The organism is Aromatoleum diolicum, assembly GCF_012910955.1.
In the GTDB taxonomy this organism is placed as follows: domain Bacteria; phylum Pseudomonadota; class Gammaproteobacteria; order Burkholderiales; family Rhodocyclaceae; genus Aromatoleum; species Aromatoleum diolicum.
The window spans coordinates 37,663-55,435 of sequence record NZ_WTVQ01000003.1 but is presented as its reverse complement, the minus strand read 5'-3'; the positions used below and the strand labels follow the sequence as shown (position 1 = coordinate 55,435).

General features: G+C 66.6%; 17 protein-coding genes. 7 read left to right on the top strand and 10 right to left on the bottom strand.

Annotation, left to right across the window (positions count from 1 at the left end; translation table 11 throughout):
- Positions 1–39: 39 nt before the first annotated feature.
- A complete protein-coding gene (locus tag GPA25_RS02490; RefSeq protein WP_169258774.1) occupies positions 40–951 on the top strand; it encodes a ketopantoate reductase family protein in 912 nt (303 codons plus the stop codon).
- Positions 952–969: 18 nt separating this feature from the next.
- Here the strand turns inward: GPA25_RS02490 and GPA25_RS02485 are convergent, their stop codons facing one another.
- From GPA25_RS02485 to GPA25_RS02470, 4 genes are all read right to left on the bottom strand, one after another.
- Positions 970–1,968, bottom strand: a complete 999-nt coding sequence (locus GPA25_RS02485; protein ID WP_169258773.1) for a c-type cytochrome domain-containing protein — start codon at positions 1,966–1,968, stop codon at positions 970–972.
- 179 nt (positions 1,969–2,147) lie between these two features.
- Entirely contained in the window at positions 2,148–3,221 is a 1,074-nt protein-coding gene (locus GPA25_RS02480; protein WP_169258772.1) for a tartrate dehydrogenase, read from the bottom strand.
- Between the two features lie 29 nt (positions 3,222–3,250).
- Positions 3,251–4,705, bottom strand: coding sequence for an NADP-dependent succinate-semialdehyde dehydrogenase (gene gabD, locus GPA25_RS02475; protein WP_169258771.1), 1,455 nt, complete (start codon positions 4,703–4,705; stop codon positions 3,251–3,253).
- Between the two features lie 13 nt (positions 4,706–4,718).
- The gene (locus tag GPA25_RS02470; protein WP_169258770.1) at positions 4,719–5,477 is read right to left on the bottom strand and encodes an SDR family oxidoreductase; all 759 of its coding nucleotides are present in this window, start codon (positions 5,475–5,477) and stop codon (positions 4,719–4,721) included.
- Between the two features lie 188 nt (positions 5,478–5,665).
- Here GPA25_RS02470 and GPA25_RS02465 point away from each other — a divergent pair, with 188 nt between their 5' ends.
- Positions 5,666–6,508 carry a FadR/GntR family transcriptional regulator gene (locus GPA25_RS02465; protein ID WP_169258769.1) on the top strand — a complete coding sequence of 281 codons (843 nt, stop codon included), beginning with the start codon at positions 5,666–5,668 and terminating at the stop codon, positions 6,506–6,508.
- Positions 6,509–6,563: 55 nt separating this feature from the next.
- Here GPA25_RS02465 and GPA25_RS02460 read toward each other — a convergent pair whose 3' ends face one another.
- The 4 genes from GPA25_RS02460 to ftsY form a co-directional block, all read right to left on the bottom strand.
- Positions 6,564–7,694 carry a radical SAM/SPASM domain-containing protein gene (locus tag GPA25_RS02460; protein ID WP_169258768.1) on the bottom strand — a complete coding sequence of 377 codons (1,131 nt, stop codon included), beginning with the start codon at positions 7,692–7,694 and terminating at the stop codon, positions 6,564–6,566.
- A 94-nt stretch (positions 7,695–7,788) separates the two neighbouring features.
- Positions 7,789–8,691, bottom strand: coding sequence for a permease-like cell division protein FtsX (ftsX, locus tag GPA25_RS02455; RefSeq protein ID WP_169258767.1), 903 nt, complete (start codon positions 8,689–8,691; stop codon positions 7,789–7,791).
- Positions 8,688–9,350: a cell division ATP-binding protein FtsE gene (locus GPA25_RS02450; protein WP_169258766.1), complete on the bottom strand. Its 663-nt coding sequence runs from the start codon at positions 9,348–9,350 to the stop codon at positions 8,688–8,690. Before GPA25_RS02450 ends, ftsX begins: the two co-directional genes overlap by 4 nt.
- Positions 9,347–10,414 (bottom strand): signal recognition particle-docking protein FtsY, encoded by a 1,068-nt coding sequence (ftsY, locus tag GPA25_RS02445; RefSeq protein WP_169258765.1) that lies wholly within the window; start codon positions 10,412–10,414, stop codon positions 9,347–9,349. Before ftsY ends, GPA25_RS02450 begins: the two co-directional genes overlap by 4 nt.
- A 141-nt stretch (positions 10,415–10,555) precedes the next feature.
- Here ftsY and GPA25_RS02440 point away from each other — a divergent pair, with 141 nt between their 5' ends.
- The 5 genes from GPA25_RS02440 to GPA25_RS02420 are packed head-to-tail and all read left to right on the top strand — an operon-like array spanning position 10,556 to position 14,639.
- The gene (locus tag GPA25_RS02440) at positions 10,556–11,932 is read left to right on the top strand and encodes a M16 family metallopeptidase (protein WP_169258911.1); all 1,377 of its coding nucleotides are present in this window, start codon (positions 10,556–10,558) and stop codon (positions 11,930–11,932) included.
- A 1-nt stretch (position 11,933) separates the two neighbouring features.
- Positions 11,934–13,346 (top strand): M16 family metallopeptidase, encoded by a 1,413-nt coding sequence (locus GPA25_RS02435; protein ID WP_169258764.1) that lies wholly within the window; start codon positions 11,934–11,936, stop codon positions 13,344–13,346.
- Positions 13,343–13,882, top strand: a complete 540-nt coding sequence (rsmD, locus tag GPA25_RS02430) for a 16S rRNA (guanine(966)-N(2))-methyltransferase RsmD (RefSeq protein WP_169258763.1) — start codon at positions 13,343–13,345, stop codon at positions 13,880–13,882. The genes GPA25_RS02435 and rsmD overlap by 4 nt, the downstream gene beginning before the upstream one ends.
- The gene (gene coaD, locus GPA25_RS02425; protein WP_169258762.1) at positions 13,879–14,370 is read left to right on the top strand and encodes a pantetheine-phosphate adenylyltransferase; all 492 of its coding nucleotides are present in this window, start codon (positions 13,879–13,881) and stop codon (positions 14,368–14,370) included. The genes rsmD and coaD overlap by 4 nt, the downstream gene beginning before the upstream one ends.
- A 14-nt stretch (positions 14,371–14,384) precedes the next feature.
- Positions 14,385–14,639 carry a YfhL family 4Fe-4S dicluster ferredoxin gene (locus GPA25_RS02420; RefSeq protein WP_169258761.1) on the top strand — a complete coding sequence of 85 codons (255 nt, stop codon included), beginning with the start codon at positions 14,385–14,387 and terminating at the stop codon, positions 14,637–14,639.
- 150 nt (positions 14,640–14,789) lie between these two features.
- On the opposite strand, the gene GPA25_RS02415 is transcribed toward GPA25_RS02420, so the two are convergent.
- Together GPA25_RS02415 and mutM are read right to left on the bottom strand one after the other, a co-directional pair.
- Positions 14,790–16,763 carry a dynamin family protein gene (locus tag GPA25_RS02415; protein WP_169258760.1) on the bottom strand — a complete coding sequence of 658 codons (1,974 nt, stop codon included), beginning with the start codon at positions 16,761–16,763 and terminating at the stop codon, positions 14,790–14,792.
- A 183-nt stretch (positions 16,764–16,946) separates the two neighbouring features.
- Positions 16,947–17,762 (bottom strand): bifunctional DNA-formamidopyrimidine glycosylase/DNA-(apurinic or apyrimidinic site) lyase, encoded by an 816-nt coding sequence (gene mutM, locus GPA25_RS02410; RefSeq protein ID WP_169258759.1) that lies wholly within the window; start codon positions 17,760–17,762, stop codon positions 16,947–16,949.
- Positions 17,763–17,773 lie beyond the last annotated feature (11 nt).

Genomic DNA, 17,773 nt, shown 5'->3' with positions numbered 1-17,773 from the left:
GACCGGGAATTTCGCTGAGTCACATCCGGAACGAACGACATGAAAATTGCGGTGATGGGTGCCGGCGCGGTCGGCTGCTACTACGGCGGGATGGTGGCGCGCGCGGGTCATGAAGTCGTCCTGATCGGGCGGCCGGCGCACGTGGAGGCAGTGCGGCGCGATGGGCTTTATCTGGATACGCAGACGTTCCAGGCGCACGTGCCGATGCAGGCGAGCACCGACGCCAGCGGCGTGCGCGGCGCGGCGCTGGTGCTGTGCTGCGTGAAGTCGACCGATAGCGAAAGCGCCGCCGCGGACATGGCGCCGCATCTCGCGCCGGGCGCGCAGGTGCTGAGCCTGCAGAACGGCGTCGACAATGCCGAGCGTCTGCAGGCGCTGCTCGGTCGCGAAGTCGCGCCGGCGGTGGTCTATGTCGCGACCGAAATGGCGGGCCCGGGCCACGTCAAGCACCACGGACGCGGCGAACTGGTGATCGGGCCGTCGGCGGCGAGCGCGAACCTGGTCAAGCTGTTTGCCGACGCCGGCGTGCCGGTGCAGGTGTCCGACAACGTGATGGGTGCGCTGTGGGCCAAGCTGATCCTGAACTGCGCCTACAACGCGCTGTCCGCGATCACGCAACTGCCGTACGGCCTGCTGGTGCAGGGGCAAGGCGTCGAGGACGTGATGCGCGACGCGGTGCTGGAATGCCTGGCGGTGGCGCAGGCCGAAGGCGTGAGCGTGCCCGGCGACACGTGGGACGCGGTGCAGCGCATCGCACGCACGATGCCGACCCAATTCTCATCGACCGCACAGGACCTCGCACGCCACAAGCGCAGCGAGATCGACCATCTCAACGGCTATGTGTTGCGCAAGGGCGCGGCGCGCGGCATCGCGACACCGGTCAATCGCGTGCTGCACACGCTGGTCAGGCTGCTGGAAGGCCGTCCGGCGCCGGCTGAGCAACCGGTCTAGGTCGCGGCGGCGCCCGACTCACCGGCGCCTGAGCCGCTCTACCTCGACCTTGCCAGCCTCATCCAGTCTGCCCCGGACCTCGACGTAGTCGCCCGGTGCCGGCGCCTTGTCCACGCGGGTGCGCCGACCGATCGCAAGATCGAGTCCGTCCAGTTGCGATCCCTGCCCGAGAGTCCCGTGCAAGCGCACGCTCGCCCCCGCCGGGACGGCCGCAACCCTGCCTGCGGTGTCGCGCGCCCCTTGGGCGATCCAGTCTTCAATCAGCCGGATCTCGTCGCTTGTGAGGTAGGGAGGGCCGTCGAAGGGCATCCTCGGGCGCGCCTGGCCGCGGATGCGCCGGACCAGCTCGCTTGCGTCCGGATTTCCCGGCACCACGCGCACGCGATCGGCAGTCGATAGCGTCGCTTCGTACGAGGTCAGGCGAAAACCTTCCGGAGCCGCCCCCATCAAGCCTTTGTCCGTGTGGCACTTGGCACAACGCGTGGCAAGGATCGGCGCGACATGGCGATAGGTGACCGACTCGCCCGGCGCAGGCCGCGGGGCGACGGCCGGCGCCTCCGCCCGAACCGGATCGCCCTTGCGCAGACCGGCCACCACCCAGCGCTCAAACATCGCGATCTGGCTGTCGGGCAAGAACGGCGGCCCGGTCATCGGCATGCGCGGCAGACTGATGCCCTTGATACGGCGAATCAGTTCGCTCGCCGACGGATCGCCGGCTTTCAACACCGGGCCCGTGGTGCTGCCTTTCAGCATCGATTCGAAGCTGTCCAGCCGAAGACCGCGGGGCGCGGCGTCACCGGAATGGCACACGATGCAGTGTTGCGCGAGGATCGGCACGAGGTCGGCATACGTCTCGCTGCCGCCTGCCTGAGCCCTCGCCTGCGGCGCCAACGCGACGAGCAGGAGCGTCAATACCGCCGCAAGCCAACGCCGCCACGTGGCCCGAGCAAGGTCGCTCGTCGACGCACGGGGGGCGTCCTCGAGCGGCCTGGCGGGTGCGTTGATTGCGGAATTCATCGCGGTACGCTCTTCATGTCGGGTTCCGACGACTCGGTCTCATCCCGTCTGCGGCAACCCGCTGCCTCGCGGGGCTTCGCTGACGCATTGGCGCTTTGTATTCTGCACCCGATTCCCGTCAAATGCCGCGCGGCCGGCGGCACCGGGCGCACACCGGCCGGCGCAGTTTTACTCGCGTGTTACACCGCCTCGGCGATCGCCTTGCCGAGCGCCACGGTATTGCCCTTGCCGCCCATGTCGGCAGTCAGCGGCGCGTGCGCGGGCCCCGCCTCCAGCGTGCGCTCGATTGCGCCGAGGATGGCGTCGTGCGCGTCCTTGTGGCCGAGAAATTCGAGCATCAGCGCGCCCGACCAGATCTGGCCGATCGGGTTGGCGATGCCTTTGCCGGCGATGTCCGGCGCCGAACCATGCACCGGCTCGAAGAGGCTAGGAAACTTGCGTTCCGGATTCAGGTTCGCCGACGGCGCGATGCCGATCGTGCCAGTGCAGGCCGGGCCGAGGTCCGAAAGAATGTCGCCGAACAGGTTGCTCGCGACAACCACGTCGAACCAGTCCGGGTGCTGCACGAAGTGCGCGGTGAGGATGTCGATGTGGTACTTGTCGACACGAACATCGGGGAAGCTCTTCGCCATCTCGGCGACGCGCTCGTCCCAGTAGGGCATCGTGATCGAGATGCCGTTCGACTTGGTCGCGGAGGTCAGGTGCTTCTTCGGCCGGCTCGCCGCAAGCTCGAAGGCGAACTTCGCGACGCGGTCGACGCCGGTGCGCGTCATGATCGTTTCCTGCACCGCGAACTCGCGCTCGGTGCCGGGGAACATGCGCCCGCCGATGGTCGAATACTCGCCTTCGGTGTTCTCGCGCACGACGTAGAAGTCGATGTCGCCCGGCTTGCGGTTCGCGAGCGGCGACGGAATACCGGGCATCAGCCGCGCCGGGCGCAGGTTCACATACTGGTCGAACTCGCGCCGCATCGTGATCAGCGAGCCCCACACCGACACGTGGTCGGGCACCGTCGCCGGCCAGCCGACCGCGCCGAAGAAGATCGCGTCGTGGCCGCCGATGCGCTCCTTCCAGTCGTCCGGCATCATCTTGCCGTGCTTCGCGTAGTAGTCGCAGTTGGCGAAGTCGAAGTGGTCGAACGCGAGCGCGATGCCGAACTTGCGTGCGGCCGCCTCGACGACGCGCAGCCCTTCGGGCATCACTTCCTTGCCGATGCCGTCGCCGGCGATCACTGCAATACGATGGATGGTCATGGTCTATTCACTCTCCTGCTCGGCGGGCGTCACAGTCCGCCCATGCACAAATATTTCACTTCGAGGAATTCCTCGATCCCGTATTTCGAGCCTTCGCGGCCGATGCCCGACTGCTTGACGCCGCCGAAGGGCGCGACCTCGTTCGCCATCAGGCCGGCGTTGATGCCGACGAGGCCGTATTCGAGCGCCTCGGCAACGCGCCAGATGCGGCCGATGTCGCGGCCGTAGAAGTACGCGGCCAGCCCGTACTCGGTGTCGTTGGCGAGACTGATCGCCTCGTCCTCGCTGCGGAAGCGGTACAGCGGCGCAACCGGGCCGAAGATCTCTTCCTTCGCGATCGACATGTCGGGCGTCGCGTCGGCGAGTACCGTGGGCTCGAAGAAGGTGCCGCCCAGCACATGGCGCTTGCCGCCCGTGAGCACGCGCGCGCCCTTCGCCGCCGCATCGGCGAGATGCCGCTCGACCTTCCTCACCGCCGCGTCGTTGATCAGCGGCCCCTGCTGCACGCCGGGTGCAAAGCCGTCGCCGACCCGCAACTCCATCACCGCGCGCGTGAATTTGTCGGCGAAGGCGTCATAGACACCGTCCTGCACGAGGATGCGGTTCGCGCACACACAGGTCTGGCCATTGTTGCGGAACTTGGACTGCATCGCCCCGGTGACCGCGGCGTCGAGATCGGCGTCGTCGAACACGATGAAGGGCGCATTGCCGCCGAGTTCCAGCGACAGCTTCTTCACCGTGTCGGCGCACTGGCGCATCAGCAGCCGCCCGGTCGCGGTCGAGCCGGTGAAGGTGAGCTTCCTCACCGTCGGGTTGGACGTCAGCTCGCCGCCGATCTCCGCAGCCGGGCCGGTGACGACCGACAACACACCCGGCGGCACCCCCGCCTCGACCGCCAGCTCGACCATCGCCAGCGCCGAGAACGGCGTGTCCGGCGCGGGTTTCAGCACCATCGTGCAGCCGGCCGCGAGCGCCGGGCCGGCCTTCTTGGTGATCATCGCCGATGGGAAATTCCACGGCGTGATCGCCGCGCACACGCCGATCGGATCCTTGATGACGACGAGGCGCGTGTCGGCGCTCTTCGACGGGATGGTGTCGCCATACACGCGCTTGCCTTCCTCGGCGAACCATTCGAGGAAGGACGCCGCGTAGGCGATCTCGCCGCGCGCCTCGCTGAGCGGCTTGCCCTGCTCTGCGGTCATGATGCGCGCGAGATCCTCCTGATGGCGCATCACCAGTTCGAACCAGCGCCGCAGCACCGCGCTACGCTCGTGCGCGGGTTTCGCGCGCCAGGCTGGCAGTGCGCGCGCCGCGGCGTCGATCGCGCGGCGCGTCTCGGCGACGCCCATCGTCGGCACCGTGCCGAGTTCCTCGCCGGTCGCGGGGTTGAACACCGCGTCACGCCGCCCCGAATCGGCGTCGCACCACACGCCATCGACGTAGCATTGATTGCGGAAAAGTCGGTATTCCTTCAGCTCCAGCATGTCCGCGCCTCCCTCAGATGCAGCGTCCGCCATCGACCTCGACGCAGATCCCGGTCACCAGCTCCGAGGCCGGGTCCGCGAGGAAGAGCGCCGCATTGGCGATGTCTGAAGGCCGGCTCATGCGCCCGAGCGGGATCGTCGCGATGAACTTCTCGCGGTTCTCCGGCGTGTCCTCCTTGCCCATGAAAGTCGTCAGCAGCGCGGTCTCGCCCATCACCGGGTTGATGCCATTGACGCGAATCCGGTCCGGCGCCAGCTCGATCGCCATCGCCTTGGTCAGCGCAATCACCGCGCCCTTGCTGCCGCTGTACCAGCACAGACCGGGGCGCGGACGGATGCCGGCGGTCGAGGCGACGTTAACGAACACCCCGCCGCCCTGCTTGCGGAACACCGGCACGCAGTGCATCGCCGAGTGGTAGATGCTCTTCACGTTGACGTCGTAGATGCGGTCGAACTGCTCCTCGCTGATGTTCAGCATCGGCTGGTTTGCGTGGCTCGTACCGGCGTTGTTCACCATCACGTCGAGGCGCCCGAAACGACCCACCGCGGTCTCGACGAGCAGCTTCATGTCGCCCGAGCGGCTCACGTCGGCGCGGCAATACACCGCCTCGGCACCGCCGTCGCGCAGCGCCGCAGCAACGCGCTCGCCATTCTCGTCGTTGATGTCGGCGACGACGATCTTCGCGCCCTCCGCCGCATACGCATGGCAGATCCCTTCGCCGAATCCCGAACCACCGCCGGTGACGACCGCCACCAAATCCTTCATCCGCATCCTGGTCTCCTCGTGATTGTCCGCGGTGCGGAACGGCCGCACCTGCACTTCTGAATCGCCAAGTTGTATGATGTTCTACATCTGACAACTTGATGCAAGCGTACGGAGCGAGTTGTATGATGTCAACACCACCAACAACGATCGCCCGCCGGCTGCGACCCGCGCGTCCGGACGACCGAGGAACGCCGATGAACGACAGCACGAATTTCCGGCCCGAGTCCCTGACCGTGGACGGCACGCTCGCGGACCGGGTGCGCACGATCCTCGAACAGCGCATCAAGGGTGGCGAGTTCCCGCCGCATTCCCACCTGCCGTCCGAACCGGTGCTCGCGGAACGCTTTCGCGTCAGCCGCACGGTGATCCGCGAAGCGGTGTCACGGCTGAAGTCGGAGGGCCTCGTCGAGACGCGCCGCGGCAGTGGCACGATCGTGCTCGAACCCAACCTCGCGACGCCCTTCCGCATCGACGTCGACGTGCGCGACTCGGCCGCGGCAGTGCTGCGCGTCATCGAACTGCGGCGCGGCATCGAGGCGGAGATGGCGGCGCTCGCCGCGGAACGCCGCACGGCCACCCAGCTCGCGCAGATCCGCAAGGCGCTCGCGGCGATCGACCACGCAACGCAGGCGGGCGGCGACGGCGTCGCCGAAGACCTCGCGCTGCACACCGCAATCTCGCAGGCGACCGGCAACTCGCTCTACACCTCGCTGCTGAACTTCCTGACGCAGTTCATCCAGGCAGCGATCCGCGTCACACGGACCAACGAGGCGCAGCGCGACGACCTGGCGCAGCACACGCGCAGCGAACACGCGCAGCTCGTCGACGCGATCGCGCGCAAGGACGTCGCGGCGGCGCGCGCGGCGGCACTGGAACACATGGAAAACACCGCGAAACGCGTGCGTGAGGCGGACCCGTCCTTCTGGACCGGCCAGGCCGGCGAGATCGCACAGCGGCTCGCGAGAACGGCGCAGGATGTGGCGACCAGCGCCAGTCGCCCGACACGCGGCAAGAAAAAGGCCGCGCCTCAGTCCTGACGGCGCGACCTCATCGGGCCGGACGCAGCGGCACCCGAACGGCGCCGCCCCGCGCTCAAGGCATCACTTCGACGTACTCGTAGATCTCACAGTCGGAGATCTCGCGCCGCACCGGGATAGTCGCCTGCGCGTACCACGCGTGCGGATCACGCCGGTCGATCTCGGCGCCCATGAACTTCACCAGCTCGCAGATCGGCTCGACCACCTGCTCGCGGTAGGGCGCATCGTCGAGCACGTAGCCGACGTACAGGTTCTTCATGCAGTTGCGGCGGCAGAACGACAGCGCCTCGCAGCCCTCGCACGGCATCTCCGGCGCAGGCTGCAGCGGGCTCGCCCTGAGCCAGTTGCCGTTCAGATCGCCGCTCTGCAGCTCCGGCAGATGCGTGAGATCCGGGCACGGGAAGATGCGCCCATCGGGCAGGATGTTGAGGATGTGCGTCGATGAACGGCACTGCGTGTGCCCGCTGCAGGCTTCGCGCGCGCGTGACGGCAGCACCTTGTTGCGCACCGTGCCCATCAGCGGAATGAAGGGGTAGAGCCCGTCGGTCGCGAAGAACCTGTCGATCAGCTGCGTCAGCGCGGCTTTCTTGCGCCGCATGTTCTCCGCATCGTAGAAGCCCTCGGCCTGCGCGAACTGCCAGTAAACATAGTCGAAGGTCGGCAGCAGGCTGTCGAGTTCGTCGAAGCTGATGTCCTCGTGCCCCCAGGTCACCCGCGCGGTCAGCTTGCCGCCGAGCTTCGGGCGGATCTTCTCGATGTTGGCCGTCACCTTGCGAAACACGCCACGGCCGCGATAGTGGTCGGTCGTATGCTCGGCGCCGTCGACCGACACCAGCACGTTCGACAGCTTCGCCAGCACCGCATCGGGCAGCCGGTGCAACAGCGTGCCGTTGGTCTGCAGCTGGTAACGCCAGGTCGGATGACGCTCCATCAGCCCGACGATGAAGGGGATGTTCAGCGTCGGCTCGCCGCCATAGAAGGTCACGTAGATCTCCTTGTCGGCGAGATACGTCGCGACGAAGGCGTCGAGCGTGTCGAGCGAGTACTCGGCCTTGCCCTGCGAGCCGACGACATCGCCGACCGCGATCGAGCAGTAGGAGCATTTCAGGTTGCAGGTCAGCGTCGTGAAGATGTTGAGTTCGACGCGATTGCCGACGATCGGCGAACGCAGTTCCGGCGCATTCATGGTGTGCGGTGGCTGATCCGAAGTGAATTGACCCCAACTGGGGCGCGGGATTATAGCGGGGACATTCGCCCGGCGCGAGGTATCAGATCAGGGATCAACTGAGGCGCTCGGCCAGATGACGGCGCACCGAGATCGCGCTGCCGAACCAGCCGAGGAAGGCCGCGAAACCGAGGATCGCCGCACTCTCGCGCGGACCCGGCCCGCTCAGCGCAAACACCGCGCCATACGTTTCGGCCAGACTTGCGACCGGCCCACCCAGCGCGTGCACCGTCGCCCACACCGTCGCCAGCGCAACGCCGCCGCCGAGCAGGCCCTGCAGACTGCCGAACCAGTAGAACGGCCGCCGGATGAAGGGGTCGGTCGCACCGAGCAGGCGGCTGACGTCGATCTCGTGACGCTGCGTCAGGATCTGCAGGCGGATGGTGTTGAAAGTGACGATCACCAGCGCGAAGCCCAACAGGGCCGCGAGCAGCAGCACGGCAGAGCGCCCCAGCCCGAGCAGCGCGTTCAGGCGCTTGACCCAGGCCGAATCGAGCTGCACATGAGCCACCCCCGGCAATGCCGCAAAGCGCGCATGCAAGGCATCGTAGACCGCCGGGTCCTCACCGCGCGGCGTGACGATAAAGGCGTCCGGCAAGGGATTGCTCGTCAGCCCGCCGAGCACGTCGCCCAGGCCGCTGCGCTCGAGCTGCTGCAAGGCCTCGTCCTTGGACACATGGCGATAGCCCGCCAGTTCGGCATCGCCACGCAGGCGCCTTTCGAACGCCGCGATATCGGACGCGGACGCATCCTGCGCCATGAACACGCTGATTTCCGGCGCGCCCGACACGCCGCGCGCAAGCGAGGCGACGTTGTCGAGCAACAGGTAACCCGCCGCGGGCAGCGACAACGCGATACCGACGACCAGCGCCGACAGCAAGGTGCCGAGCGGCTGCGAGCCCAGACGCCACAGCGCCTGGACGAACGCGCGGCCGTGCAGATAGAACCAATTGCTCATGCCGCGTCCCCCACCAGCAGCCCCTTGCCCAGCACCAGCCGGCGCGGTTTGTGCTGCGCGAACAGACGCTCGTCATGGGTCGACACCAGCACCGTGACCCCCGCCGCATTAAAGGATTTGAACAGGTTCGCGATCTCGTCCGCGTAGGCGGTGTCGAGATGTGCGGTCGGCTCATCGGCGATCAGGATCGACGGACGATTGACGATCGCGCGCGCGATCGCGACGCGCTGCTGCTCGCCTCCCGAAAGGCCCGCCGGCATCTCGCGCTCGCGCCCCGCCAGTCCGACACGCTCCAGTGCCGCCGCCACCCGCTTGGCCGCATCGCGCGGCGGATGACCGGTGATGACCAGCGGCAACATCACGTTGTCGAACACCTTGCGGTCGTAAAGCAGGCGGCTCTCCTGCAGCACCAGCCCAAGATTGCGGCGCAGATAGGGAATTGCGCGCGGACGCAGGCTGGAGACGTCCTGCCCATTGATCTTCACCGCCCCCGACGTCGGCCGCTCGATCGCCGCGATCAGTTTCAGCAAGGTGCTCTTGCCCGCCCCGGAATGCCCTGACAGCACGGCCAATTCACCATGGCGGATCTCGAAGCTGACCCCGGCGAGCGCGGTGTAACCGCCCGGGTAACGCTTGACGACTTCGTCGAAGACGATCATGCCGCGCCGTCGGCTCCCGAACCCGGCAAGGGCTCGAACAGCGCATCGACGAACTCGCGCGCATGGAAGGGCTGCAGATCGTCGATGCCCTCGCCGACGCCGATGAAACGCAGCGGGCGTGGGAACTGGCGCGCGATCGCGGCAATGACGCCACCCTTGGCGGTACCGTCGAGCTTGGTCACGACCAGCCCGGTCACGCCGATCGCGCTGTCGAAGGCCTTGACCTGCGCCAGCGCGTTCTGGCCGATGTTCGCGTCGAGCACCAGCAGCACCTCGTGCGGCCCGCTCGGGTCAGCCTTCGCGATCACGCGGCGCACCTTGGCGATCTCTTCCATCAGGTGCAGCTGCGTCGGCAGGCGTCCCGCGGTGTCGGCGAGCACGACGTCGATGCGGCGCGCCTTGGCCGCGTTGATCGCATCGAAGATCACCGCCGCCGAATCGCCGCCGTCCTGCGCGATCACCGTGACGTTGTTGCGCTCGCCCCAGGTCGTCAATTGCTCGCGCGCAGCAGCACGGAAGGTGTCACCGGCCGCCAGCAGCACGCTCTTGCCCTGCGACTGGAAATACTTCGCGAGCTTGCCGATCGAGGTCGTCTTGCCCGAACCATTCACCCCCGCAATCATGATGATGTAGGGCATGTGGCCGGACACGTCGAGCGGCTGCTCGAGCGGCGCGAGGATCGCATGCAGCTCCTCCGCCAGCGCCTTCTGCAACTGATCGGCGGTTTCCAGCTTGTCACGCTTCCAGCGCTTGCGCAGTTCGCCGAGCAGGTGATGCGTCGCCTCGACGCCGCAATCGGCCATCAGCAGCGTTGCTTCCAGCTCTTCGAGCAGATCCTCGTCGATCTTGCGCAGGCCGAACAAACTCGCCAGACCGCCCCCAAGCTGCTGGCGCGTGCGGCTGAGGCCCGCCTTCAGGCGCTCGGTCCAGGAGCGCTTTGCGACAGGCGCGGCGGCCGTGTCCTGCAGCGCCTCGACGGCGGCCGGGGCAGCGGCAGGCTCCGCCGCGCGGGCCGGTTCTGCCGCCGGTTCGGGTTTTACGGATTTTTTCAGGAAACCAAACATGGATACTCGGGTCTCTTGTGACGTTCGAACTTCGGGCGGCGCCGAAATCCCAATAACGCTAAGATGCGGCTGCGCGTTGAATCCGCTGCCCGGATACCGGGCGTCGTGAACCGTCAATTCTACCAGATGCAGGACATCTCCATGTTTCGCCAGACCTTTCCCCGCACCACCCTGCTGGTCGCTGCGCTCGCACTCGGGGCCGGCCCGCTGCACGCGAATCCGTTCGAGACCACCCTCGCCAACGGCATGAAAGTCATCGTCAAGGAAGACCGCCGCGCGCCGTCCGTCGTCCACATGCTGTGGTACGGCGTCGGTGCGATGGACGAGCCCGAAGGCGTGTCCGGTATCGCCCATATGCTCGAACACATGATGTTCAAGGGCACCGAGAAGGTGGGCCCGGGCGAGTTCAACAAGCGCGTCGCGGCCGTCGGCGGGCGTGACAACGCCTTCACGTCGCACGACTACACCGCCTACTTCCAGCAGATCCCGTCCTCGCGCCTCGCCGACATGATGCAGCTCGAAGCCGATCGCATGATCAACCTGAAGATCAGCGACGCGAATTTCAAGCCGGAACTCGAGGTGGTCAAGGAAGAACGGCGCCTGCGCACCGACGACCAGCCGCGCGCACTGGTGTATGAGCAACTGTCGGCAACCGCTTTCCAGGCCCATCCCTACCGGCGCCCGATCATCGGCTGGATGACCGACCTCGACACCATGACCGCTGCCGACGCGCGCGCCTGGCACAAGCACTGGTACACGCCCAACAACGCCCGCCTCGTCGTCGTCGGCGACGTCGATCACAAGACCGTGTTCGAAATGGCACGCAAGCACTACGGCCCGATCAAGGCGCGTCCGCTGCCGGCACGGCGCATCACCGCCGAGCCCGAGCAGCGCGGCCCGCGCGAAACCGTCGTCAAGGCCCCTGCGGATCTGCCCTACGTGGCGCTCGCCTGGCAGGCGCCGAGCCTGCGCAACCCCGACGCCGACCGCGATGTCCATGCCCTCAAGGTGCTCGCCGCGGTGCTCGACGGCTACGACGGTGCGCGCCTGACGCGCCGGCTGGTGCGCGAAAGCCAGGTCGCGGTGTCGGTCGGCGCCGGCTACGACGGCAGCGGCCGCGGCCCCTCGCTGTTCACGCTCGACGGCTCACCGGCTGCCGGCAAGACCGTTGCCGACGTCGAAGCCGCGCTGCGCGCCGAAATCGAACGCATCCAGAAGGACGGCGTCGCCGAGGACGAACTGCGCCGCGTCAAGACCCAGACGCTCGCCGGCCAGGTATACAAGCGCGACTCGCTGATGGGCCAGGCGATGGAAATCGGCTTCCTCGAAGCGACCGGCCTGTCGTGGCGCGATGACGCCAAGCTGCTCGAAGGCATCCGCCGCGTCTCTGCCGACGACGTGCAGGCGGTCGCACGCAAGTACTTCACCGACACCACTCTTACCCGCGCGCAGCTCGACCCGCTGCCGCTACCCGCCGACGCAAAGCCGCGCGCCACGATGCCCGCGATGAGGCACTGACATGCATATCAAGGCCATGATTCCCTTCCGTATCCACTCCTTCCGCACACTGGCTGCACTGACCGCGTTGCTGAGCCCCCTGGTGAGCTTCCACGCCACGGCCGCCGGCCCCGACATCCAGCACTGGAACACCGCGACCGGCACACGCGTGTATTTCGTCGAAAGCCATGCGCTACCGCTCGTCGACATCCAGATCTCCTTCCCCGCCGGCAGCGCCTTCGACCCGCAGGATAGCGCCGGCGTTGCAAGCCTCACGCGCGGCCTGCTCGACGCCGGCGCCGACGGCCTCAACGAGCAGGAAATCGCCGAACGCATCGCCGACACCGGCGCACGCATCGGCGGCGGTGCCGACATGGACCAAGCCACTCTGTCGGTACGCACACTGTCGAGCGCGACCGAACGCGACGCCGCGATCGCGCTGGCCGCGCGCCTGCTCGCCAAGCCGGACTTCCCCGCCGACGTACTCGAACGCGAACGCGCCCGCAGCATCGTCGGCCTGCGCGAGGCGCTCACGCGCCCCGACACACTGGCCGCGCGCCGCTTCATGGCAACGATCTACGGCACGCACCCGTATGGCCGCTCCATCACCGTCGAGTCGCTCCAGCGCATCACGCGCGAGCAACTGCAAGCCTTCCATCGCACCTATTACACCGCCGGCAGCGCCGCCGTGACGGTCGTCGGCGACGTCAGCCGCGACCAGGCCGACGCGATCGCAAGGCGCCTTACCGAAGGCCTGCCCGCCGGCACGCCCGCCGCGCCGCTCGCCCAGCCGCAACTTCCGGCGCGCACCACCGAGCGCATCGCCCACCCGTCGGCACAGGCGCACATCCTGCTCGGCATGCCCGGCATGAGCCGCGACGACCCCGACTACTTCCCGCTGCTGGTCGGCAACTACGTGCTCGGCGGCGGCGGCTTCGTGTCGCGCCTGACCAAGGAAGTACGCGAAAAGCGCGGCTTCGCCTACAGCGTCTCCAGCTACTTCCAGCCGCAGCGCGTCGCCGGCCCGTTCGAAATCGGCCTGCAGACGCGCGGCAGCCAGGCGCAGGAAGCACTGCAGGTCACCCAGGCGGTGCTCGACGAATTCGTCGCCAAAGGGCCCACCGCAACGGAACTCAAGGCGGCGCGCGACAACATCGTCAACGGTTTCGGCCTGCGCCTCGACTCGAACCGCAAGATCCTCGATCACGTCGCGATGATCGGTTTCTACCAATTGCCGCTGGATTGGCTCGAGACCTATCCGAAACGCGTTGCCGCAGTCACCGCGGAGGCTGTCCGCGACGCCTTCGCACGGCGCGTGCGAGATGAGAACCTCGTCACCGTGATCGCCGGCGGCGACGGCGACACCGGTGGCACCGGTGGCACGAGCGGCAATGGCGCCCCCCCCGCCGCCGGGAAAGCGGGTCACGGCAATTGAGCCGGGTACGCATCGTCGGCGGCGCCTGGCGCTCGCGCCTGCTCGACGTCGCCAAGGTTCCCGGCCTGCGCCCGACGCCCGACCGGGTGCGCGAAACCGTGTTCAACTGGCTGGGGCAGGATCTGAGCGGCCTCACCTGCCTCGATCTCTTCGGCGGCTCGGGCATCCTCGGCTTCGAAGCGGCGTCGCGCGGCGCGGCACGAGTCGTCATTGTCGAGTCCGACGCACGCGCGTATGGCGCACTGAAACAGGCCGCAATGACCCTACACGCGTCACAAGTAGAGATGATTCGCGGCGATGCGGTAAAATTCGCGCAGACCACCTCAGACAGGTTCGACGTGGTGTTCCTCGATCCGCCCTACAACAAGGGCTGGCTCGAACGGCTGGAACCCATGCTGGAGCGGGTTCTGAAGCCGGATGGGTGGCTTTACGCCGAGTCTGAAGCAGCGGTAACGAGCCTGGCCGGATGGCACACGACGAAACGCGGCCAGGCCGGGCAGGTGCATTTTCATCTCTTGCAAGGGAGGCAAGAATGAAGGAAGGGGTGGCAATTTACCCGGGTACGTTCGATCCGTTTACGCGCGGGCATGAGGATCTCGTGCGGCGCGCATCATTACTGTTCAACAAAGTGGTGGTGGCGGTGGCCGAGAGCCACGGCAAAGCGCCGATCTTTACCCTTGACGAGCGGGTCGAGATCGCGCGGGAAGTGCTTGCGCCCTTTCCGAACGTGGAAGTCACGGGATTCGACGGGCTGCTGATGGATTTTCTGCGGGTGAAGGATGCCCGGCTGATCCTGCGCGGCCTGCGGGCGGTTTCCGACTTCGAATACGAGTTCCAGATGGCCGGAATGAACCGAAAGCTGTTTCCGGACGTCGAAACCGTATTCCTGACGCCGGCCGACGAATACATGTTCATCTCCGCCACGATGGTGCGCGAAATCGCCCGCCTGGGTGGAGATGTCAGCAAGTTCGTGCAGCCGACAGTGAATGCGCGGCTGCTGCAAAAAGTGTCTTTGAAGCGATAACGAGGGATTGAAAGATGGCTCTGATGATTACGGACGAATGCATCAACTGTGATGTGTGCGAGCCGGAATGCCCCAATGGCGCGATTTCCCAGGGGGATGAAATTTACGAAATCGACCCGAACAAGTGCACCGAGTGCGTCGGTCACTTCGACGAGCCGCAATGCCAGCAGGTGTGCCCGGTCGACTGTATTCCGCTGAATCCGGATGTCGTCGAGACGAAGGATCAGCTGATGGAAAAATTCGTTCGCCTGACCAGCAAGAAGGACTGAGCAGGCGCGACGCGCCGACGGCGAGCGACATCCATCGCCGCTGCGCGCCGGACATTGCCTTGCCAACAACGATAAAGCGGACCCTGAGGTCCGCTTTATCGTTTACCACTGCTTCCCGCCTCGCAGGCGGCTGCGATACCCGATCGCTACTCAGGCCGCCCGATGCGCGGACTCGACCTGCGTGTCGGATGCGTCCGCCGCACACGCGCCCAATGCGTCGCGAATTCCAGTCTCCAATCCGACCAGCTCGTCGAGCTGCGCGAGCATCGCCGTCTCCGCCTGCTCCAGCTCTGCGACGCGCTCTTCCAGCGTATCGGTCGCCTGGTGGATGCGCTTGACGCTTTCCAGCCGGCGCTTGAGTTGCAACTGGTATTCCCGCACCTGTGTTTCCAGCGGCGACATCACCGCGCGCAGCCACTGCTCGACATCGCGATTGGCCACTTCGAAGGTGCGCCGCGCCTCGACCGCCACGGTTTCGAAGAATTTCTGCGTCAGTGTGTGCTTCTCGGTGGTCACCAGCACCAGCGCGGAATTGATCTGGCGATTGAAGGCTTTCTCCAGCCGCTCCAGTTCGCGCTCGTAGCGCAGGGTCGAGAACGCTTCGGGCGCGGTCAGCTTGAGCCCGTGCTCGACGCTGAAGCGCCTGTACATGCTGTCGAGCATGCGCGTGATCTCGGCAATTTCGTCGGAGGAACGCGCCAGATTGTGGCGCAGGTGCTGAAAATAACTCTCCATCGCCTGGCGCAGACCTTTCGAGAACGTCGACTCCAGCATCGCCTCGCGCGTGCGCCGCGTCTCGTCGCGCAGCGCGTCCATGCCCAGATGCCCGAGCAGGCTGTTGGTCAGCGTCGAAAACACGCTGCGCACCGCGTAATACTTCTGCAGCCCCTGCTCGAACTCGGACTTCTCGGACCGGATCTTGCGCATCATGTACTCGATGACGCTCTGGTTCTTGCCGCGCAGATCGGTCAGTTCCTGCAATTGCTCGCGCAGGCCCGACAGGCGCGCATTGAGGATTTCGCGCGTCTGGAAGACGAGGTCGTCGGTTTCGACCAATGTGCTTTCGCGCACGATCTCCTGCTTGGTCGGCAACAGATCCTGCGTCAGCGCACGCTCGAGTTCGCCCAGCCGGCTGCGCTCGACGAGCGCCGCATCGCCGCCGATACGCCCGACCAGCCCCTTTTGCGCCGACACCGGGAACACGCTGCTACTCGGCACCTCCAGCGTTTCGGCGACCGAATGCACCTGACGCGCGATTTCGCTTTCGATCTGGGCCTCGTCGCGCAGCCCGTCCCACAACCCGTCGATCTTGTTGAGCACGACGAGCCGGCCCTTCTGGCGATTCTGGCCCGCGTGCACATATTCGCGCCACACCGCCAGATCACTCTGCGTCACACCCGTATCGGCCGCCAGCACGAACAGCACCGCGTGCGCGTTGGGCAGCAGCGACAGAGTCAATTCGGGTTCGGCACCAATCGCGTTGAGTCCCGGCGTATCCAGCACCACCAGCCCCTGTTCGAGCAGCGGATGCGGAAACTGGATCACCGCATGGCGCCAGCTCGGAATCTCGACCAGCCCGTCAGCACCCGGCTTGAGTCCGGTCTCGCCCTTCGCATCGACTTCGAAGCCGAAGCGCCCCGCCTCCTCGGGCGCCACACGCTCGGTTTCGCCGACACGCGAAAAGGCCTGCTGCAAGCTGGCGACGGAGCCCGCGTCGAGCGGCAGCACCAGCCATTCTTCGGGAAACTGCTTGAGCTCGGTGACACTGGCGTGCGTCGCGCGCGTGCGGATCGACAGCATGCGGATCTCGGCGCGCGCCCCGGGGCTCCATTTCAGCTCGGTCGGGCACATCGTCGTGCGTCCGGCGCTCGACGGCAGCACCCGGTCGCCGTAATCCGAGAAGAAGATCGCATTGATCAGCTCGGACTTGCCGCGCGAGAACTCCGCGACGAACGCCACGGTCAGCTTGTCGTCGCGCAGACGCTCGAGTACGTACTGCAGGCGCAGATCGCCCTGGACGTCGCCGATTTCGTTGCGCGACAGCCACTGCCGCAGGCGTCCGACCGCCGAAGCCGCGCCAGCACGCCATTGGCTATAGGCTGAAAACTGATCCAGAAGAGTCATGAGGGTCTCGTTCGCGCACGTCCGGCTGCCGGCAGTGCAATGGTTTCAAACGGCATCAGCATAGCGCCGATTGCCGCGCCCTCCAATGCGTGAAAACAAGGGGTCGGCCATGGTGCACTGCTCACGACCGGCGCGAAGCCCGCATCGCCGCAGCACGCGCGCGCCGGCGCAAGACCGCAGCCTTCACAGGCGCTGGCAGCGCGGGCAGTAGAAGGTCGACCGCTGACCGCATACCACCCGCCGCACCGGTGTCGCACACACCCTGCACGGCATGCCTTCGCGGCCGTAGACGAAATAGTCCTGCTGGAAGTAGCCCTTGCGGCCGTCGCCGCCAACAAAGTCGCGCAGACTACTGCCGCCCGCCGCGATCGCCAGTTGCAGGGTTTCGCGCACCGCCGCGACAAGGCGTTCGATGCGCCGCGGCCCGACCTCACCCGCTGGCCCAAGCGGATGGATGCGCGCACGGAACAGGCTTTCCGACGCATAGATGTTGCCGACACCGACGACGCGACGGCCATCCATCAGGGCCTGTTTGATCGGGGCACGCACCCCCTGCAGGGCCTGGCGCAACCAGCGCCCGGTAAATTCGTCCTCCAGCGGCTCCATTCCCAGCCCCGCGAGCAGCGGATGCGCCAGGGCATCGCCGGCCTGCCACACCACCAGACCGAAACGTCGCGGATCGCGCAGACGCAGCGCATGTTCGCCAAACACCAGATCCACGTGGTCGTGTGCGCCAGGCGGCTGATCGCTGTCGACGACCCGGAGGCTGCCGGACATGCCCAGATGCACGATCACGCTGCCTGCCGGAAAGTCGAGCAGCAGATACTTGGCGCGCCGCCGCACCGCCTGCAACTGACTGCCGGCGGCACGTACGCCGAGGTCGTCCGGCACCGGCAGGCGCAGACGCGCGTTGCGCACGCGCACGGCGGTCAGGATCTGGCCGCTAACGACCGGGCGAATACCCCGGCAGGTGGTTTCCACTTCGGGCAATTCAGGCATTCGGCACACTC

Bases quoted from the DNA above. Each gene is read 5' to 3' on its own strand.
- GPA25_RS02490 (WP_169258774.1), top strand. From the start codon at position 40: ATGAAAATTGCGGTGATGGGTGCCGGCGCGGTCGGCTGCTACTACGGC.
- GPA25_RS02480 (WP_169258772.1), bottom strand. From the start codon at position 3,221: ATGACCATCCATCGTATTGCAGTGATCGCCGGCGACGGCATCGGCAAG.
- GPA25_RS02470 (WP_169258770.1), bottom strand. From the start codon at position 5,477: ATGCGGATGAAGGATTTGGTGGCGGTCGTCACCGGCGGTGGTTCGGGA.
- GPA25_RS02440 (WP_169258911.1), top strand. From the start codon at position 10,556: ATGTTTCGCCAGACCTTTCCCCGCACCACCCTGCTGGTCGCTGCGCTC.
- coaD (WP_169258762.1), top strand. From the start codon at position 13,879: ATGAAGGAAGGGGTGGCAATTTACCCGGGTACGTTCGATCCGTTTACG.
- ftsY (WP_169258765.1), bottom strand. From the start codon at position 10,414: ATGTTTGGTTTCCTGAAAAAATCCGTAAAACCCGAACCGGCGGCAGAA.
- GPA25_RS02450 (WP_169258766.1), bottom strand. From the start codon at position 9,350: ATGATCGTCTTCGACGAAGTCGTCAAGCGTTACCCGGGCGGTTACACC.
- GPA25_RS02460 (WP_169258768.1), bottom strand. From the start codon at position 7,694: ATGAATGCGCCGGAACTGCGTTCGCCGATCGTCGGCAATCGCGTCGAA.
- GPA25_RS02485 (WP_169258773.1), bottom strand. From the start codon at position 1,968: ATGAATTCCGCAATCAACGCACCCGCCAGGCCGCTCGAGGACGCCCCC.
- gabD (WP_169258771.1), bottom strand. From the start codon at position 4,705: ATGCTGGAGCTGAAGGAATACCGACTTTTCCGCAATCAATGCTACGTC.
- GPA25_RS02420 (WP_169258761.1), top strand. From the start codon at position 14,385: ATGGCTCTGATGATTACGGACGAATGCATCAACTGTGATGTGTGCGAG.
- ftsX (WP_169258767.1), bottom strand. From the start codon at position 8,691: ATGAGCAATTGGTTCTATCTGCACGGCCGCGCGTTCGTCCAGGCGCTG.
- GPA25_RS02435 (WP_169258764.1), top strand. From the start codon at position 11,934: ATGCATATCAAGGCCATGATTCCCTTCCGTATCCACTCCTTCCGCACA.
- mutM (WP_169258759.1), bottom strand. From the start codon at position 17,762: ATGCCTGAATTGCCCGAAGTGGAAACCACCTGCCGGGGTATTCGCCCG.
- GPA25_RS02415 (WP_169258760.1), bottom strand. From the start codon at position 16,763: ATGACTCTTCTGGATCAGTTTTCAGCCTATAGCCAATGGCGTGCTGGC.
- GPA25_RS02465 (WP_169258769.1), top strand. From the start codon at position 5,666: ATGAACGACAGCACGAATTTCCGGCCCGAGTCCCTGACCGTGGACGGC.